Annotated in this window: 11 protein-coding genes and 1 tRNA gene; 5 read left to right on the forward strand and 7 right to left on the reverse strand. The window is 46.7% G+C overall.

Annotated features, from left to right (window positions below):
• The first annotated feature begins 64 nt into the window (after positions 1–64).
• Positions 65–1,123 carry a DNA/RNA non-specific endonuclease gene (locus ACYVF1_RS31165; protein ID WP_461086455.1) on the forward strand — a complete coding sequence of 353 codons (1,059 nt, stop codon included), beginning with the start codon at positions 65–67 and terminating at the stop codon, positions 1,121–1,123.
• On the opposite strand, the gene ACYVF1_RS31170 is transcribed toward ACYVF1_RS31165, so the two are convergent.
• Both ACYVF1_RS31170 and ACYVF1_RS31175 read right to left on the reverse strand, forming a co-directional pair.
• Positions 1,120–1,569 carry a hypothetical protein gene (locus tag ACYVF1_RS31170; protein ID WP_461086457.1) on the reverse strand — a complete coding sequence of 150 codons (450 nt, stop codon included), beginning with the start codon at positions 1,567–1,569 and terminating at the stop codon, positions 1,120–1,122. The genes ACYVF1_RS31165 and ACYVF1_RS31170 overlap by 4 nt on opposite strands.
• Position 1,570: 1 nt before the next feature.
• Entirely contained in the window at positions 1,571–2,833 is a 1,263-nt protein-coding gene (locus ACYVF1_RS31175) for an asparagine synthetase B (RefSeq protein ID WP_461086459.1), read from the reverse strand.
• 159 nt (positions 2,834–2,992) lie between these two features.
• Between ACYVF1_RS31175 and ACYVF1_RS31180 the strand changes: the two genes are divergently transcribed.
• From ACYVF1_RS31180 to ACYVF1_RS31190, 3 genes are all read left to right on the forward strand, one after another.
• Entirely contained in the window at positions 2,993–4,231 is a 1,239-nt protein-coding gene (locus ACYVF1_RS31180; protein WP_461086461.1) for an ABC transporter permease, read from the forward strand.
• 131 nt (positions 4,232–4,362) lie between these two features.
• A tRNA-Leu gene (locus ACYVF1_RS31185) sits at positions 4,363–4,446 on the forward strand.
• A 649-nt stretch (positions 4,447–5,095) separates the two neighbouring features.
• The gene (locus ACYVF1_RS31190; protein WP_461086462.1) at positions 5,096–6,934 is read left to right on the forward strand and encodes a hypothetical protein; all 1,839 of its coding nucleotides are present in this window, start codon (positions 5,096–5,098) and stop codon (positions 6,932–6,934) included.
• 1,510 nt (positions 6,935–8,444) lie between these two features.
• Here the strand turns inward: ACYVF1_RS31190 and ACYVF1_RS31195 are convergent.
• The 5 genes from ACYVF1_RS31195 to ACYVF1_RS31215 form a co-directional block, all read right to left on the reverse strand.
• Positions 8,445–10,196, reverse strand: a complete 1,752-nt coding sequence (locus ACYVF1_RS31195; protein WP_461086464.1) for a hypothetical protein — start codon at positions 10,194–10,196, stop codon at positions 8,445–8,447.
• A 156-nt stretch (positions 10,197–10,352) separates the two neighbouring features.
• Positions 10,353–10,817: a hypothetical protein gene (locus ACYVF1_RS31200; protein WP_461086466.1), complete on the reverse strand. Its 465-nt coding sequence runs from the start codon at positions 10,815–10,817 to the stop codon at positions 10,353–10,355.
• 281 nt (positions 10,818–11,098) lie between these two features.
• A complete protein-coding gene (locus tag ACYVF1_RS31205; RefSeq protein WP_461086468.1) occupies positions 11,099–11,665 on the reverse strand; it encodes a hypothetical protein in 567 nt (188 codons plus the stop codon).
• A gap of 62 nt (positions 11,666–11,727) precedes the next feature.
• A complete protein-coding gene (locus tag ACYVF1_RS31210) occupies positions 11,728–13,362 on the reverse strand; it encodes a flavin-containing monooxygenase (RefSeq protein WP_461086470.1) in 1,635 nt (544 codons plus the stop codon).
• Positions 13,363–13,473: 111 nt separating this feature from the next.
• Positions 13,474–14,718, reverse strand: a complete 1,245-nt coding sequence (locus ACYVF1_RS31215) for a serine hydrolase domain-containing protein (RefSeq protein WP_461086472.1) — start codon at positions 14,716–14,718, stop codon at positions 13,474–13,476.
• Positions 14,719–14,884: 166 nt separating this feature from the next.
• Between ACYVF1_RS31215 and ACYVF1_RS31220 the strand changes: the two genes are divergently transcribed.
• Entirely contained in the window at positions 14,885–16,792 is a 1,908-nt protein-coding gene (locus ACYVF1_RS31220; RefSeq protein WP_461086474.1) for a sensor histidine kinase, read from the forward strand.
• The last annotated feature ends 16 nt before the right edge of the window (positions 16,793–16,808 follow it).

A 16,808-nucleotide genomic window follows, 5' to 3' on the forward strand; every position in this document is an offset into this window, starting at 1 on the left:
GTTCCAGCAGTGCCGTCGGGTGACAGGAACTTGGAACCTGGAACTTGGGACGTAACTTTGCTGCATGCTCCTCAAACCTCGATTCTCAACGAAGAACTACCACCGCCGGGGATTCCGGTTACGCGGCAATACGCTCGTACTTCTGTTTATTTTTTTTCTGATTGGTCTGTTCCTGCATTACGGCGGAAAGACCAAGCCGGTAGTAGCTTTCTGGAACGATGTTCGGGAAATTATCGGATTGGGAAGATCGAAGTCGGAATCCGGCGATAATCCATACAAAGCTCCTGAGCCGCAGGGTAATACATCGCGTAAGAAAAGTGATGATTCGGAAAGCGAGGCTACAGATGAGAGCGAAGCCAGCGATAACAACGGTAATACGCCGTCAGGGAATTCGCCCAAGAACGAACGATTTGATTTTGAGAAACAGGTCGATTTTCTTCTGCCACTCGTGAAGTCGGGCGACGAAATTATCCGGCATGAGGGGTATACGCTACGTTATATGGATCAGTATAAAGATGCTTCCTGGGTTGCGTATCCATTACTTGACTACGAAACCAAAGGTGACGCAGATCGGAAATTCGAGCAGTTCAAACCTGATCCTGAAGTCGCCAATGGTACGGCGATTTCCTCCGATTATACACGTTCTGGCTACGACAGAGGGCACCTGGCACCCGCAGCTGATTTTAAGTTTTCGCAACGTATCATGCGCGAAACATTTTATATGAGCAACATTACGCCCCAGGCACCCGATTTCAACCGGGGTATCTGGAGTGATCTTGAAAATCAGGTACGTTCCTGGGCCAGACGCGACCACGGCTTATACGTAGTGACTGGGCCGGTGCTCAAATCTGGCTTGCCTACCATCGGTAAGGCAAACGAAGTAAGCGTACCAGAGAAATTTTATAAAGTGCTGTTGTACTGCAACAAACCGCAAATTCGGATGATTGGCTTCCTGCTGGATAATGAAGGGTCGAATAAGTCAATCCGGGAATTTGTGGTATCCGTTGACCTTATCGAGCAGCTAACGGGCCTCGACTTTTTCCCGAAAATCCCGGACGATCTGGAGCGGCAACTCGAAAGCCGAAGCCGTGGCGAAATGGTAGACGCCTGGTTCGATAACTAAACCGCTATCTGCGACGTTAAAAAGAATTCAACTTCATCTGGTCGTTGTGTGCCAATTGTAAGCCGTGAACTGTCCGTTCGAACAATACGTATGCCTTTGTTGCCAGCAATATTGTAAACCCATCCGTCAAATCCTAAACGAATGCCATAGCCGACAAATCCGTATTTTGTTACCGAAGCCGATTTAATTGTACTCCAGGGAATGGTTCGCCAGGAAAAAACTGGAAAAACTCGGTAATGAATACCGTCGGCGTCCAAGCGAGTATCTAAATGCCACACATAAAAAAGAATGGCAGTCAGCACGGCTATAACGGGACCCATCCAGGCAAAGGGCTCCTGGCTGGCGCTATTGCTTAATAAAGAAAAAACTGTTACCAAAAAGACCCCTCCTAATAGTGCCCAAAGCCACCATTGCCGGAAATATTGCGTTTCGGTAAACGGGTTCATCCTAGGTTTTTTGTTTCTTCTTTTTCGCAGCGGGGAACAGAATGTTGTTCAGAATCAGACGATAACCGGCTGAGTTTGGGTGCAAATTCAGGTCGGTTGGTTCCTCGCCGATTTCGTGCCGGTAATCTTCGGGATCGTGACCACCGTAAAACGTAAAAAAGCCCCGGCCGTAAGGTGCATGAACGTAGCGTGCTTCGCCCACAGACCGATTTTCGGCCATGATAACTACCTCAGGCTTAATTAGATTTTTCTTGAACGCTGTCGTCTGACCCATAAATCCTTTGATAACGTTCAGGTGATTCTGCGTCAGCATGGTTGGAATAGGGTCGTACTTGGCCGAGAACTGAAACAGCGTAAAATAATCGTTGTGCTCACTCAGGCCGCGTTCTTCGGGCTGGTTGTCGATATTGGAGAATTCAATCAGGTAGGGATTCGTGTATACCTGAAAATTCCGAAAGGCAAACGTCTGGCTGAAATCCAGCTTGCTATTCGCATTCGGGTCGGCGGGGTCGCCATCATAAAAACTATCGACAATGTCAGTATTTTGAGAGGCCAGGGCGATGTCGTACGTATCGGTGGCATTGCACATGGCAAACAGATAACCGCCACCAAGCACAAAATCGCGGATTTTCTGAGTAACGGCCCGCTTCAGTTGAGGGACTTTAGTGAAGCCATATTTATGCGCAATGGTTTCGGCTTCGCGCTTCTGAGCGATGTACCAGGGCTGGTCTTTAAAGTGAAAAAACTTACCATATTGTCCCGTAAAATCTTCGTGGTGCAGGTGAAGCCAGTCGTATTCGGGCAGTTTGCCATTCATCACTTCTTCGTCAAATACTACGTCATAGGGTATCTCAGCGTAAGTCATCACCATCGTTACTGCATCATCCCAGGGCTGCTTTGTTTTAGGCGAGTAAACCGCAACTTTTGGGGGCTTCTGAAGCTTTACCGCATCCATGTTGGCATCGGCTGCGGCTACTTCCGATAAAATCTGGGCCGATTGCGCATCCGAAATAACTTCGTAACTAACACCACGTATCACCATCTCATTGATGAATGCCTGGGTTTGCGGCAACAGAAATGAACCGCCCCGGTAGTTAAGCAGCCAGTCGATTTCGGTATCATGCACTTTCAGAACCCAATACGCAATGCCGTACGCCTTCAGGTGATTCTTCTGGGCATCGTCCATAGGAATCAGAATTTTTGAGGCCCAGACCTGATGTGTCAGGCTGAGAATTAGTATAAGCGGTAACAGCAGCCGTTTCATTGGTTTTCCGAATAAGAATGCTTGTGGTAGTTTTGCTATAACGAAATATACGCAAATATTGTGCGAGAATAAAGAGTGAAAGAGCGAATGAGTGAAAGAGCGATGATTAGCGTGCTCCTTTTCGCTCTTTCACTCATTCGCTCTTTCACTCTTTGAAACATGAACCTCATCGAAAACATACGGGAAGGGTTACGTTCGATTGCAGGCAATCAGCTACGTACCATTCTCACATCGCTCATTATTGCCATTGGTATTACGTCGCTGGTAGGTATTCTGACGGCCATCGACGGGATTCAGAATTCTGTAAACAGCAGTTTTGCAGGATTAGGAGCTAACACGTTCAGTATTGTGGCTCGTCAGGATGCGTTCCGCCGGGGGGGGCGCGTGCAGCGTCAGGATGAGCCTATTGATTATTTTGATGCTGTACAGTTTAAACGGCGATTTCCCTACGGCGCAACCATCACCGTATCATCGGTAGTAGGTGGGGCTGTTCAGGCAAAATTTGGGTCAAAAAAAACAAACCCGAACGTAGTACTGATTGGGGGCGACGATACGTATCTTGCCGTAAAAGGCTTTACGCTGCAAAGTGGCCGAAACCTGATAACGAACGACCTGTCTCAGGCACGTAACGTAGCAATTATCGGGAGTGAAATTGCAAATACCCTGTTTGAGAAAAAAATTAATCCGCTTAATCAGGCGATTCGGGTGTCGGGCACGCAATACAACGTAGTAGGGGTTCTAGCTAAAAAAGGTGGTTTTGCGGGTGGCGGTGAAGACCGAATGATCTTAATTCCGCTCGATAATGCTCGCGCACTGGCTGGAAATCAGAAACTTACCTTCGATATTACTGCGTCTGTACCAAGCGTATCGAGTCAGGACGAAGCCGTTGGTGAAGCGCGTGGTGTAATGCGGTTGATACGTCGGGACCCACTCGGCCAACCCGATTCGTTTGAAATCGAGCGGGCCGATGACCTGGCGAGAGAAACAGAGTCTATAACTGGTTATTTACGTATCGGTGGTTTTGGAATTGGTTTCATTACGTTGCTTGGGGCGTCTATAGCGTTGCTGAATATCATGCTGGTATCAGTTACAGAACGTACCCGCGAGATTGGCATTCGGAAATCACTGGGGGCTACGCCCAAACGCATCCGTGAGCAATTTTTAATTGAAGCCATTGTCATTTGCCTGTTAGGTGGAATAGGAGGGGTTTTGCTCGGGTTAGGCGTTGGGAACCTGATTTCGTCGCTGATTAGCGAGGGAGAGGGGACTTTTGTTGTACCCTGGGCCTGGATGGGGCTGGGGATAGTGGTCTGTATAACTGTTGGCCTGTTTGCAGGTATTTACCCAGCTGTGCGCGCGTCCCGTCTCGATCCTATCGAAGCGTTACGTTATGAATGATGTAAAATGGATGAGCTGTGGAAGTAGAAATTGGGAAAAATTATCCATCATTCATTGTACATTATTCTTTAACCCTTACTTTTGCACCCACGTTTGACAAACGCATCTCTGGAAACAGAGACGATTCTGTCGCCGGGATGGCGGAATCGGTAGACGCGATGGTCTCAAACACCATTGTCTGCAAGGACATGCCGGTTCGAGTCCGGCTCCCGGTACTTACATTGGGTCGTAAATAGCTAATAATAAAGCTTTTACGGCCTTTTTGTTTTTCAAGCTGTAATATTACTGAAACATATTCTCAATATTTATAGAAATACACTTATTCTTCAGCCCTGGCCATTCAACTATAGCAATCAAAAAGATACAGAGGCTATAAAGCTACCTCCAAGAATAATTTATCGGTATTTAACTGCGGAGAGGGGTATCGACGCACTACAATCAAAGAAGCTTTGGTTTCCTGTCCTGACAACTTCAATGATCCTTTTGATATGTACCCAGGATTAATTGACTTCTCCGTAAACAAGAGTCGAACTAAAACCTTTGCTGATAGAACACGGCAAGGGCAGAGTAGGAGTATCAGAAGATCTGTAGCAAAGGACGTTTTAAGACGAAGCGAAAAACTTATTGAATTCCAGAAAACAATATTTGAGGAGACAAAAATGAAAAGTGGCATATGCTGTTTCAGTACGCATTATTTTTGATATAGGAAAAAATAGAAAGATGTTTTTGAGCATACATTTCCTACACATCCTACATAGTTCTCCCTTGTATTCAGTTGAGGCTGTTGCTTTGCCGCTAAATAACCCGAAATAAACACCGACTGATTTTCAGCTAGATTTGACTAAATCTAAGCACCCTTACATCATGAAAATAGTTCTTCTTTGGCTCCTGCTGCTAGTCAGTAACAGCGTCGTGGCTCAACAAAATTATGTGGCCAACTCGGTCAACTCTGCCTCACCGGGGAGCTTAAATACATTAGTAGGGCCATTTGCGGGGGCAGGTGGACCGTTGACCGGGAACCGTAATACAGTGGTCGGCTATAATGCCGGATTTGAACTGACAACAGGCAGCGGAAATAGTTTTTATGGGGTGGACGCAGGTAAAGCAACCACGACAGCCGATGATAATACGTTTATGGGCTATGCAGCAGGGCTTAGCAACACTACGGGCTCTCAGAATGTGTTTATAGGGCGATCTGCCGGTCGACTCAACACCACGGGTTATGGCAATGTACTAGTGGGGAACCAGGCTGGTGCTGCAAATACCACCGGCTTTGGTAATACATTTCTGGGCCGTTATACGGGCAGTGTCAACACATCAGGATCGGTCAATGTATTTCTGGGCTATCTGGCAGGTAACTCCAACACTACGGGTGGTCAAAACGTATTTGTAGGCGGTTATGCCGGTGATGCTAATACCATAGGCGATCAGAATGTGTTTCTGGGCTATCAGGCTGGCTTTGTCAGTACAACCGGTACCAATAATGTATTCACAGGTTTTCGGGCTGGGTTTTCAAACACACAAGGATATAGGAACACATTCATAGGCAATTTTACGGGTAATGATAATACGACCGGTAATCAGAACGTATTTCTGGGTTATGCCTCAGGGGCTGGTAACACAACGGGGGTAAGCAACACAATTCTAGGAAATTTTGCCGGTTACAGAAATACCATTGGTGGCTATAACGTATTCATAGGGCATCAGGCAGGCTATAACAACACTTCAGGGGGCAGTAATCTGTTTCTGGGTGCATTCGCTGGTCAGAACAGCACCGGTTCCTATAATCTGTTTATTGGCAATGGCTCGGGTCAGAACAACACTAGTGGGCTGGGCAACACATTCATCGGGGATGGAGCCGGACTCGGTAACGCTACTGGTCAGAACAACACCTACATTGGCCGGGCAGCCAACTACGCGGGTAATGGGGCGGGCAACTATAACACCTTTATCGGCTTCGGGGCCGGTACAGGAGGGCCCAATGTGAATAACTCCACTGCCATCGGAGTTAATGCCGTCGTCACGGCCAGTAATTCCATTATTTTGGGCAGTGTCGATCCGAATTATAGAGTGGGTATCGGCAACTCAGCCCCCAACACTAAACTGGAAATCACTCAGGGAACGGCGAACCAGTCAGGTCTGCGGTTTACTAATTTGACTACTTCCTCGCCAGCCACAGCGCTGAATCAGACCAAGTTTTTGACGGTTAACTCGGCGGGTGATGTGATTCTAGGTAGCGTCAATAGTTCAGCTCGTGAAGGCGTGAATGAATCGCTGTGGCATCGGAAAGGTTCCTTCTTGCAAAGCACCCAGAATGATGCCGTAATTATTGGCACCAACGTAGCCCGTACACCCTCGGGTTATAAATTGTTTGTGGAAGAAGGCATTCTGACCGAGAAAGTAAAGGTGGCGGTTAAAAATACCTCAGACTGGAGTGATAAGGTGTTTGATTCGGGCTATAACTTGAGCGGTCTGTCAGAAGTCGAACAATTTATCAGGGCCAATAAGCACCTGCCGGGTATTCCCTCAGCGAAAGAAATGGTGGAGAGAGGTAATGATCTGCATCAAACAGATGCTAAGCTGTTAGAGAAAATTGAGGAGTTGACGCTATATAGTATTGAGCAGGACAAGAAAGCAAAGAAACAGGAGGAACGAATCGACCAGTTAGAGCAACTTGTCAAACAACTTCTAGAGAAAAAATAACACCAACCCATATTAAATCGGTAGGAGCTCTTTATTGCTAGTTCAAGCAACTCGGATAAGCGGTCAACGTATCGCCCTCTCCGTAATCAATCAGCCACATTAGAAAGCACAGCTCATGTTGTGTAATGATGGAGGTCGTAGAACCGTCAAACTGAAAAGCGCCTGCAATTACATTGATCCAGCCAGTGACCCCTTTATAAGAGTAGGTTAGCTACCGGCTTAAAGCTGAGTTGCAGCAGAAGGGCGTGTGTCATAACTCAGCATCCACAGTTTGCGACATAAGTTCGTAGTTATTCTGGACTAATGCCTGATGCACTGCTCAATCTGTTCTTTGATGTAATCATGTGATCGCTGATTAGTGACTGGGAGTTGCTTTAAGGCTTTGGTCAATTATTCTTTTTTGGCTCACACCTGGACGCGTTCATTGCGTGTCATAATTCGGGTGGTTTACTTTAGGGTTAGAGATTCTGATCCACTCAGTCAGCATCCGGCAACCAAAGAACCGCTGTATAAATGTTGCTAGTAAATCATATGGAATAGGTAAAAACGCCAGTCCGGTTATGGACCACCGGTGACTTTTCGATTTACGGGAAAAAGCACGTAGTCAGTACGGGAAAAATCCTGTCTGCTACGTAGTGGACGATTTCTATTTTTATACCAATTCCAAAAAAGTAACAAATGTTAACATAACGTCCTGTTCGCCTAGGCAGCAGGACGTTACCTTTTTACCCTCGTATTAAAGCTGCCATAGACTAGGGATTATTAGTGTTGGCCGAGTTAGCCACATAAGTGCTCTGTGCGATCAGCAGGCCAGAAAAGTAAAGGAGAAGAATAGCGGAAGAGAAGTGCTTTGCCATAAATGGAGGGATTAACATGATATGTAATTTTTGCCAAATAACTCAATATCAGACAGTAAATTAACAGATGGATTGTTTTTCAATCCACTACGTCGCGCTTTTCAGTTTCGTCAACCTGCCAAAGGACTAATTATCAATCGCTCCGGTGACCCGGTCGGATCGAGGTGGGCAGTATGCATCAACTGAACTGAAGGAGCTAGCACGTTTATGGAATAACAGGCCTGGTATGAGTCAAGCCGACGATTCAAATGGCAATGTCTTTGCGGAGTCATTCTGGATCGGACCGCCGAAGCGGCCGCCTGAAAGCGGAATTAGTAGAGGGAGGAACATTCTTGAGTGTGGACGATGCTCGCCGAAATCTTCGAGTATATTGACGTGTACTGCTGTGGGGACGCTACAATCGGGTGCATAAGCATTCGTCGCTGGGCTACAAAAGCCCTGAACAGTTCGAACAGCAGTACTACACAAATCTGACAATTCAGTGTGCCGCTAAATCGGACCACATCAATATATGCATGCGGGTAAATTTAGATAGTTATCTTCCGTGCCGTGCCGTCAGCTTAATCGACCGAAAGATGAGATCTATCCAGTTCAATCAATTCTGTTTACTCGCCCAGCATGCTGAAAAAACTAATTTTTTAACAGGGAAATCATCAAAAAACTATTGTGTATTGAAGCGTACCCTGCTGCTGGCGAAAGAATTGCTCACCCTGATTGATGTGCATTGTGCCGTTTACCGATAAGCGATGCACGGGCGTTAGCTGATAATCGAGGGTAAGGGTTGTAGTAAACGTAACACTCAGTTCCTGCTTACCGCTAATGATTTGTTTGTTTTTGAGGTAACTACCCATAAGTAACACACTTAGAATACGATTTTTACCCAGCTTTTTTTCCACACTACCCGTGGGGCCGTGAACGAGAAAACTCAACTCCGGAGAGTAAGAGTAGCTATAATTATAACTAATGTTCAGATTTAGCCGGGAGGCAGCGTGTTGTAGCATATAATCAAGTGTATAGCTCCAGTTCTGGCCTTGGTTCCGGTTGGTAGTGAATGGGTTTAGGTCCTGCAAGGTCTGATACGTAGCTGAGCCGTTCAGGCTGTGCGTGCGGATTTCACTTGCCCAATATTTGTACATACTACCCGACACACTACGATTCGTTTGGGTCACGCGGGCCGTATCGTTGAGTGGACGAGATCCGGCACGTTGGCTAGTGCTGTAGTTGGATGCAGTGAATTCAAGTGTTAGGTTGTTGTCTGATGCATAGGAGAGACTTGCGGACCCAATGAGCCGGTCATTACGGGTTCGTTTCTGATTGAACAGGTTGTCGTGTTGCCATCCCAGGCTGCTGCGCAACTGAAGCCGTTTTTTCATCAGCCAGATACCAGGCGTTACAGTGAACCGCTCCACATCAGTCTGCAAATAATAAGCCCCCATCGACTGATAACCGGGTTCCACTCGTTTGTAGCGAAGTTTTAGGTCGCCCCAGCTTGTCCGGTAGCTAAACAATGCCTGTAAAGCTGTGCGAATACTGGTTGTTTGCCGGAGGGTAATCAATTTACCAAGCCCATTGAGGTAATTCGGTGACCGAAATCGTTTGTCGATGGACCTGGTTGCAGGCAGCGATTCGGCACGAGTATCGTTGGTGTAGGCACTGCCAGCCGCGTCTACTTCGATGGTTAACTTTCTGCCAGTTCGAATTCTGCCACTCAGACCCACCACTGCATTTTCGGCAGGAGTTAGCCAGGCGGCACTATCTGTACGGATAGAATGGGCATCATCAGCAGCGTGAAGCAGGATTACGTCGAGATAGGTATGGTCAGTACCAATACCAAGTTTGGCGCAATAACCCATTCTTCGGAAGGCTGCTCCTTGGTCAGGATTGGTTTCATTGGCTTCAATAGCTTTGGTAAACTGCCCCGCCATCAGGCCAATCCGTAACAAGCCGGGCTTTAGTTCAACCCCCGCACCTAAAATGGTATAGTTCGACAGCGTAAACGGTGAAAAATCCACATTTCGATAGCCTCCGTGCAGGGTCAGCCAGTTTTTATAGCGCGGGCTAATTCCGATGCTAGTATAGGCCTGACCGTACCCATCCAATGGCGAACTCCATACACCTTGAAGCGGAATCGTCCAGCCGCTACGGGTTGTCAGAATAAGGGTGCCATTCAGATACCAGGGAGAGTATTGATTAGAACTGATTTCGGTGCCCCGCATAGCATAATACCCCTTTGTTAATTCCAGGTTACCCCTAATGCTCAGGGATGGTTGAACGCCTGGATGAAGCGGAGTCGTCGAATCTACCCGGGTTGAGGGTATGGTATCTGACCTGGTCAATAATCCGTTCGCCAGAGAAGAACTGGTCAGCAAGCCGTATAGTAAGAGAAAAAGTAGAACCGTTTTCATGAACTTCTTTGTGCGTGAATCACACGACAAAGGTGGCTACTTTGCCTGCTACAAATCCATACAAACTAGTTTGTATATAGCTGAGAATGAGGTATAGATAGCAAAAAAAGCTAACCTATAGAGCCAGCCTTTTTTGCTATTTATACCGTTTACTACTTACAGGTTCGCCTTAAATTGTGTAGTGGCCGGTTTGTAAACATAAACAGACCAGAGACCTGGGTTTTGTGGAACATTCACATAAACCACCAGGCTTGTCGCGTTCCCCTTGAAAACCATCGTTCCCCAGGGAAGTCCCTGACCACTGTTACATTTGATTGGGGAAGGGCCGTTCAGGGTAGATTCCTGATTCATCACCCACTTTTTACCGGTTCCCGTTTCGGTAACTACAACCTGACTGGCTTTCAGCGTTGCGAAGTTTATCGTCAGGGCAACCGAGTAAGCATTGTCTCCCTCGCTATTTGTGATGCCTAATACTTCGATGTCGCTAAAATGGACGGTCTTGTTTTTTTCTGCTTCCGTTACAGCCTGTGCGTTCCAGGCGCACTGTGCCTGGCCGAACTGAGCGAATGTGGAAGTGGTAAGGGTGAAGCAAAGGGCAAGAATACTAAGTACTGTTTTCATGATACTGTTTGGTTTATTTCGGTTTAAAAATTTGAACTGATTTTGTCTCGTTTGAGTGATACAAAGATGGCAGATGAAGGAGGGTTAAATCCATACTAACATGTTTGTATTTTTCTCGTAATCAAGTTGTTGATTGTAAAAAAAAAGCCATTCTTATACGGAGTGGCTTTTTAAACGTGTACAGAAAAAACGTAAACGTTCTGGGTCTTTTAAGAGTCTGATTTATTCACACGTTCTTCGAAAATCAAGCGTGTTAAAATGTCGTTTCTGCTACATGCTGACTAACGAATATCTTTTACTACAGTACGTCTCTGGTTAGTCTGGTTAATACCTTTCAGGACAAGTCCGTACCCGATCAGGCCAATGGCAAGCACAAATGAGAGCCACTTCGCTAATTTGACTACTTCACATAGTACCGCTACGCCTAGTGATTGAGTTGGGTACGTAGTGAGTAACGTTACGATGGCTGCATTTTCCAGGTAGTCGAACAGCAGCGCGAATAAGGGTAGTATGATAAATCGTCGATTCAGTTTGTGGCGGAATACCATCGTCAGTAGGACCGCCAGCAGCAAACTATACACGAGCGGATAAATCAGATCAGTCGTGAGTTCTGTTTGGGCATAAAAGCTGCGAGCCGTCGGGCCGTAATCAGCAACCATAGCCAGCGTTCGTGTGGGGTTGAAGCCGAACGTCAGGTCTATGGGCCCAATGGGTTTACCCGCTAATTGATTGATGGTGTCTTCCGCATTTTTGAGCCAGTACGCCGGGAAACTCAAGTAAATCGACAGCAGGAGCAGCACGGTTTTCCAGTTGGCTATGCGGTTGAGGAAGTTATACAGAGAATTCATGATTGGAAAGTCATTTAAATCCAGTGCTGACTAGTTTCGAAACTAGTCAGCACTGGATTTTTTTAAGCTTCAACTAGAGGCTCAGTCGTTTTTGCTGCTGTTTTTACCGAACGAAGTAACTGCAGTTCCGGCGTAAGTCCTTTATAAATTCCCGGATTGAAGGGGGCCATAAACTCCTTGATTGGATTGCGGGTGCGACGTGTTTTCAGGCCCATGTCGCGCATGAGTTCGTCGGCATGATGGAACGAGAATGGAATAATGCATGTACCCGACGAATGCCCATGTGGAGCCCGTTGTGCCAGCCATGCCTGATGCTGGGCAATCTCTTTTTTCATGCCATCGGCACTGGGCAGATTTAGCTGACCTTTGAAATACTGGGCTGAATAGTGTGCTGCCAGTTCAGACGTAAAAGGCGTAAATAACGAAGGATTATAACCCACAAACGACAGGTTCGGTACGTCGGTTGGCAATACGTTACGATACAGTTGAAACCAGCCTTTGGTGTTACGTAGCTGGCGACTGATCGTCTGGTCGAAGAATGGTACGGTTTGCCGGAAACCTGTTGCAAACACGAGTGTATCTGCCTTGATTTTCTTCCCGGTAGTTAGTACAACCCCATCTACTACGTAGCGCGCGATTTCGCCCTTTTCCAACTGAATTTCTCCCGACGCTGCTCGCTCGTAAAAATTATCGGAAGTGAGACCGATGGAGCAGTTGGCGATGCTATCGAATGGTTTATCAGGTAAAAGACCGCTCTTTTTGAGTTTGAGCTGCGCGGCCACCGCTTTGCCAATGCCTTTTACCAGCAGATCGGTAACGGGTTTTCCCATTGGGCCATGTAAAAACTTATGAATGCCATACAGAAATCGGTATGGAAACAGCGATTCGCCAAAACGGTGCAGCAGTAAATATTTGAAGTTCAGGCCCAGAAAAATACGCGGCATTTTCCACTTGGCCTCACGGTAAATACAAACTGGTTTCTCCGATACGTTGCTTACCTGCGACAGAATATCGTGGGCCGATTTGGCGAAACCAACTACGGCAACTTTCTGAGTTTTAGCCGAGTCTAGATGTTCTTGGCGAAATTGCGTGCTGTGAAGTACCTGACCTTTGAAATATTCTCGTCCCTGAATTTGCGGCATATTCGGTTCGCTGAAAACGCCATTGCAAACGACCAGAAAATCGACCGTTACGTTGGTTAAATTGCCATTCTGCGAGATGTGAAGTAACCAGGCACCTTTGCCGCCTTCAATTGGTTCGGCCATTTCAACTTTCGTGCTAAACTGGATATACGCCAGCACCATGAACTCGCGAGCGTAACTCATCAGGTATTCCTGAACCTGTTCACCGCTTGGCCATTCAGGGAAATGTTTAGGCATGGGGAAATCGGAGAATGTATACGTATCGCGGGTGTTTTGCGTCGTTACGTTCGGATACCGGCGATTCGAAATCCAGACACCACCCAGTTCAGCTTCTTTTTCGAACACGACGACTTCAAAGCCGTGTTCGCGCATGGTTTTGGCCGTTACCAGACCACTGACACCAGCGCCGATGATACCTACTTTTTTCGGCTGATTCGACGTAGTATTTCCAAATGTTGCGGGAACGATAGGCTGATTCAGGTTTAGCATTTTCATGTCTTTTTCGATGATTAATTGATAGGACAAAGTTGGCACATCCGATAGGCCAGTTTCCATACTAACTTGTTTGTATTTTTCAGGAAATCAAATGGTTTACTGCCCATCTTTAGAAAACAAAAAAGCCACGCTACGTCTGTAGAATGGCCTTTTTGTTTTATGGGTTAGGTTTTACCGCCAGGAGGCATCAAAGGCGTTTTTTATCCAATCAATATCTGTTACTGCACCGTCATTTTGATTAGCTACAACCGTTATCTGTACATTTGCGCCAGTACAGTTAAAGTCAACCAGCATGGTGGCGAGTCCACCCGTTTTACTGTTCGTATTCCAGGTTGCTCCACCGTATTTGTAGTAATATTCACCATACTTGCCAGTACGAGAGTCATTGAAACCGAGTGGGCGCCCTTTATAGCCATTTCGGATAATCGTCATCGACGAGCTAAAAACGATTTTATTGTCGTGGGCGGCTGAGGTAATCTGGGCCAGTTCCCAGGCGTTAAGGTTGAATCCAACCGAACCTAAGTTTTTAATATCATCCAGTGATCCCATGGAAACTCCGCCTGTAACACTGTTATTATTGGTATAATACATAGGCGGATTGGCGTTTGAAGGATCAGTAGCCCCCAGAAATTGCCAGGCAGCTAATCCGGCAGGCTTGAATACATCTTCACGCACTAAATCCAGAAATTCTTCGGCCAGTTTATTATCCAGTAATGATCTGTTGATTTCTGCTAGTTGAAGGGCCTGATCACTCAATTTTTTCACTTTTTTCCAGTACATATAAGGCACCAGCACGCGGCAGAGCGCAAAATTCATATTGTTATATTGATACTGGTCATACATGGCGCTGTTATCAGCTTCCACCGAATTCTCCATATCAGTCAGGGAAATCGTTAAATCGCTGATACCACCAACTAAACCGGAATGGTGCGAGAGCAACTGCCGAAAGGTGATTTTCCGTACACCGGCCGAAGCATTCATATAGGATGGCAGGTATTTCCAGATTAATTCATCGTAGTGTAAATCTGCCCGCTCAATCATGCGAATGGTCGCCAGCGTCGTAATGTATTTTGAGCAACTTGCCAATTCCTGCCTTACGATGGAGGCATGGTTGAATTTAGGCGCGTCTATAGCTTTGCGGGCAAATCCTGCGCCACCCTCAGCAGACGTAACACGGTGCCCATCAACATAAATGCTGTAGCCATAGCCTGCCAGATTCCGGCTATTCATGTATGCTTCAATCTTTGTTTTCATAAGTGACGCATCAAAACCATTACTAGCAAAACCAAAGTCGCCGGATCGAGCTGCGCCGGCAGGCGCAACAGGTTGAGGTTCGTTTAATTTGTCACAGCTTGAAAAGGTCAGAAGTGATGCGGTTAAGGCTAAACCGGTCAGGAAATTAAGAGAACGTTTCATGATAATTGTGTCGAAAAGGCAGGTTGTCCTGCTGTTAGAGAAGTTGATTGGTTGTCGTTTTGACCGATGCAAAATTGGCAAACCGGGCAGGGGCATTTCCATACGGACTTGTTTGTATTTTTAGTCGTAGTAGGATTCTTTAGGTAAATTCTTTTCTACCCACGTAATGAGACGGTTGTGGTATTTCTTCCTATTGGTTTTGATAAATCAGATTGCCTGGGCGCAGCCTGATCATCCGCCTTTACTGGTGGGCGAATCAGCTCTTCCCTCTGGCGAGTTATCGCTCCTTGGGGCGATTTATCAGTTTGAGGATACGACCGGCAACGTAACGATTCAGCAGGCCATTCAGCTACGTAACACCGGACGATTTCACCAGTCAAATAGCCCTACGTTTCGGCAGGATTTCGGGTATACCACTGCCACACAATGGCTCTTTTTTAGCCTTGAATCCGTTCAGAAGGCCGACCTGCTCCTCGAAATCGAATACGCCAATATTGATCAGGTTGAACTGTTTGAGGTGAAAGGAAACACCATTCGTCTAATTGCTAAAACCGGCGACCATTTTCAGTTTAGCCAGCGACCGTTTGCCAACAACAATTATGTTTTTCCGCTACGTATGCCCGTGGGGACGAAGGCGGGTTATTATCTGCGATTCAATCGCCCCAACGCCATTCTATCGTTTTTCATACGACTCTGGCCACGCTCCGTTTTTCTGCAAATTGACCGCGACGAATATTTCGTCTGGGGTATGTACATAGGCATCGTGTGCATTGTCATGATCGTTACGTTGGTCATGTTGCTGGCTACCAAAGACCGGATCTATCTCTGGTATGGCCTGTACATCCATTTTATGACGATGCATCTATTTTCGGATGCGGGACTTGGTTTTCAGTATCTGTGGCCCGATCAGCCGGTTCTCAACGAGTACGCGCCCGTCTATCTCTACGTATGGCTGGGCATGATTGCGCAGATTACGTTCCTTCAGTTTTTTGTTCGACAAACCCCGCAAAATAGCCGCGTACATCGTTGGATTACGGTTTTTAAGATTCTGGTGATAGCTACTTTTGCTTCGGTCGTAGGTATTCAACTGACCGAACTTCTGGGCCGCGAACTGTATATGTACAAATTTGTGGCATCGGCAACGCGCTATTTTGTGATCGGATTGATGGTGCTTACGGCGATTAGTCTGCGTGAAGCGGTACGTCGAAACGACCAGAACGAGAAACTGATCAACTACTACGTCTATGCGCTGATTATCGAATTTGTGGGTTTTGCTGCGGTATCGGTTATAAATTTTTGCCAGGATAAAGGCTGGGCATTGCCGTTCGATGTGGAAACCTATGTGATTATTGGTACGACGGTTTTTCTGGACATTATTTTTTTCTCGTATGGACTGGCGTATCGTTTCCGAACGTTCCGGCAAGCGAATCGCGCACTTGAATTAAATCTATTGGAAGCCAGACAACTAGCTCAGGAACGGGTGATCAATTCGCTGGAAGACGAACGTCAGCGACTGGCACAGGATCTCCATGATGAAGTGGGAGCTACGCTGTCGACGGCGAAAGGATATCTGTCGCGACTTGCGCGGGAGGGAAAGTCGGACGTATTGACGCAATCGCAATTGTTGATTGATCAGGCAGCTAGCGAATTACGGACGATTTCGCACCAGTTGATGCCAAAACATATTGAACAGACCGGACTGGCACAAGCGATCGAAGAAGCCATTGCAAAGGTATCGACCGACCGCGTTCAGTTTGATTTTGTGAGTTTGGGCCAAACCGTATTGCTACCCTTGCAAACGGAACGACTGATTCTGAGCATGGCAACTGATTTAATCCGACACGTTCATCAACACGACGAAGCCACCGAAGCGACTGTGCAACTGATTTACCACGCCGACCAGTTGAATTTAATGGTTGAGGACAACGGCCGAACTAAAACCCCGACCGATTCGAGCGAAAGTAGCTGGCTGAACCTGCGAACGAAAGCAACGTATCTGAAAGCTGAGTTGCTGGTTGATGCGAATGAATACGGCAATTCGGTGATTTTAAGCGTACCGATCTCGACAAACTAACACCTTGACATAACTA

This window comes from Spirosoma flavus, assembly GCF_054778555.1.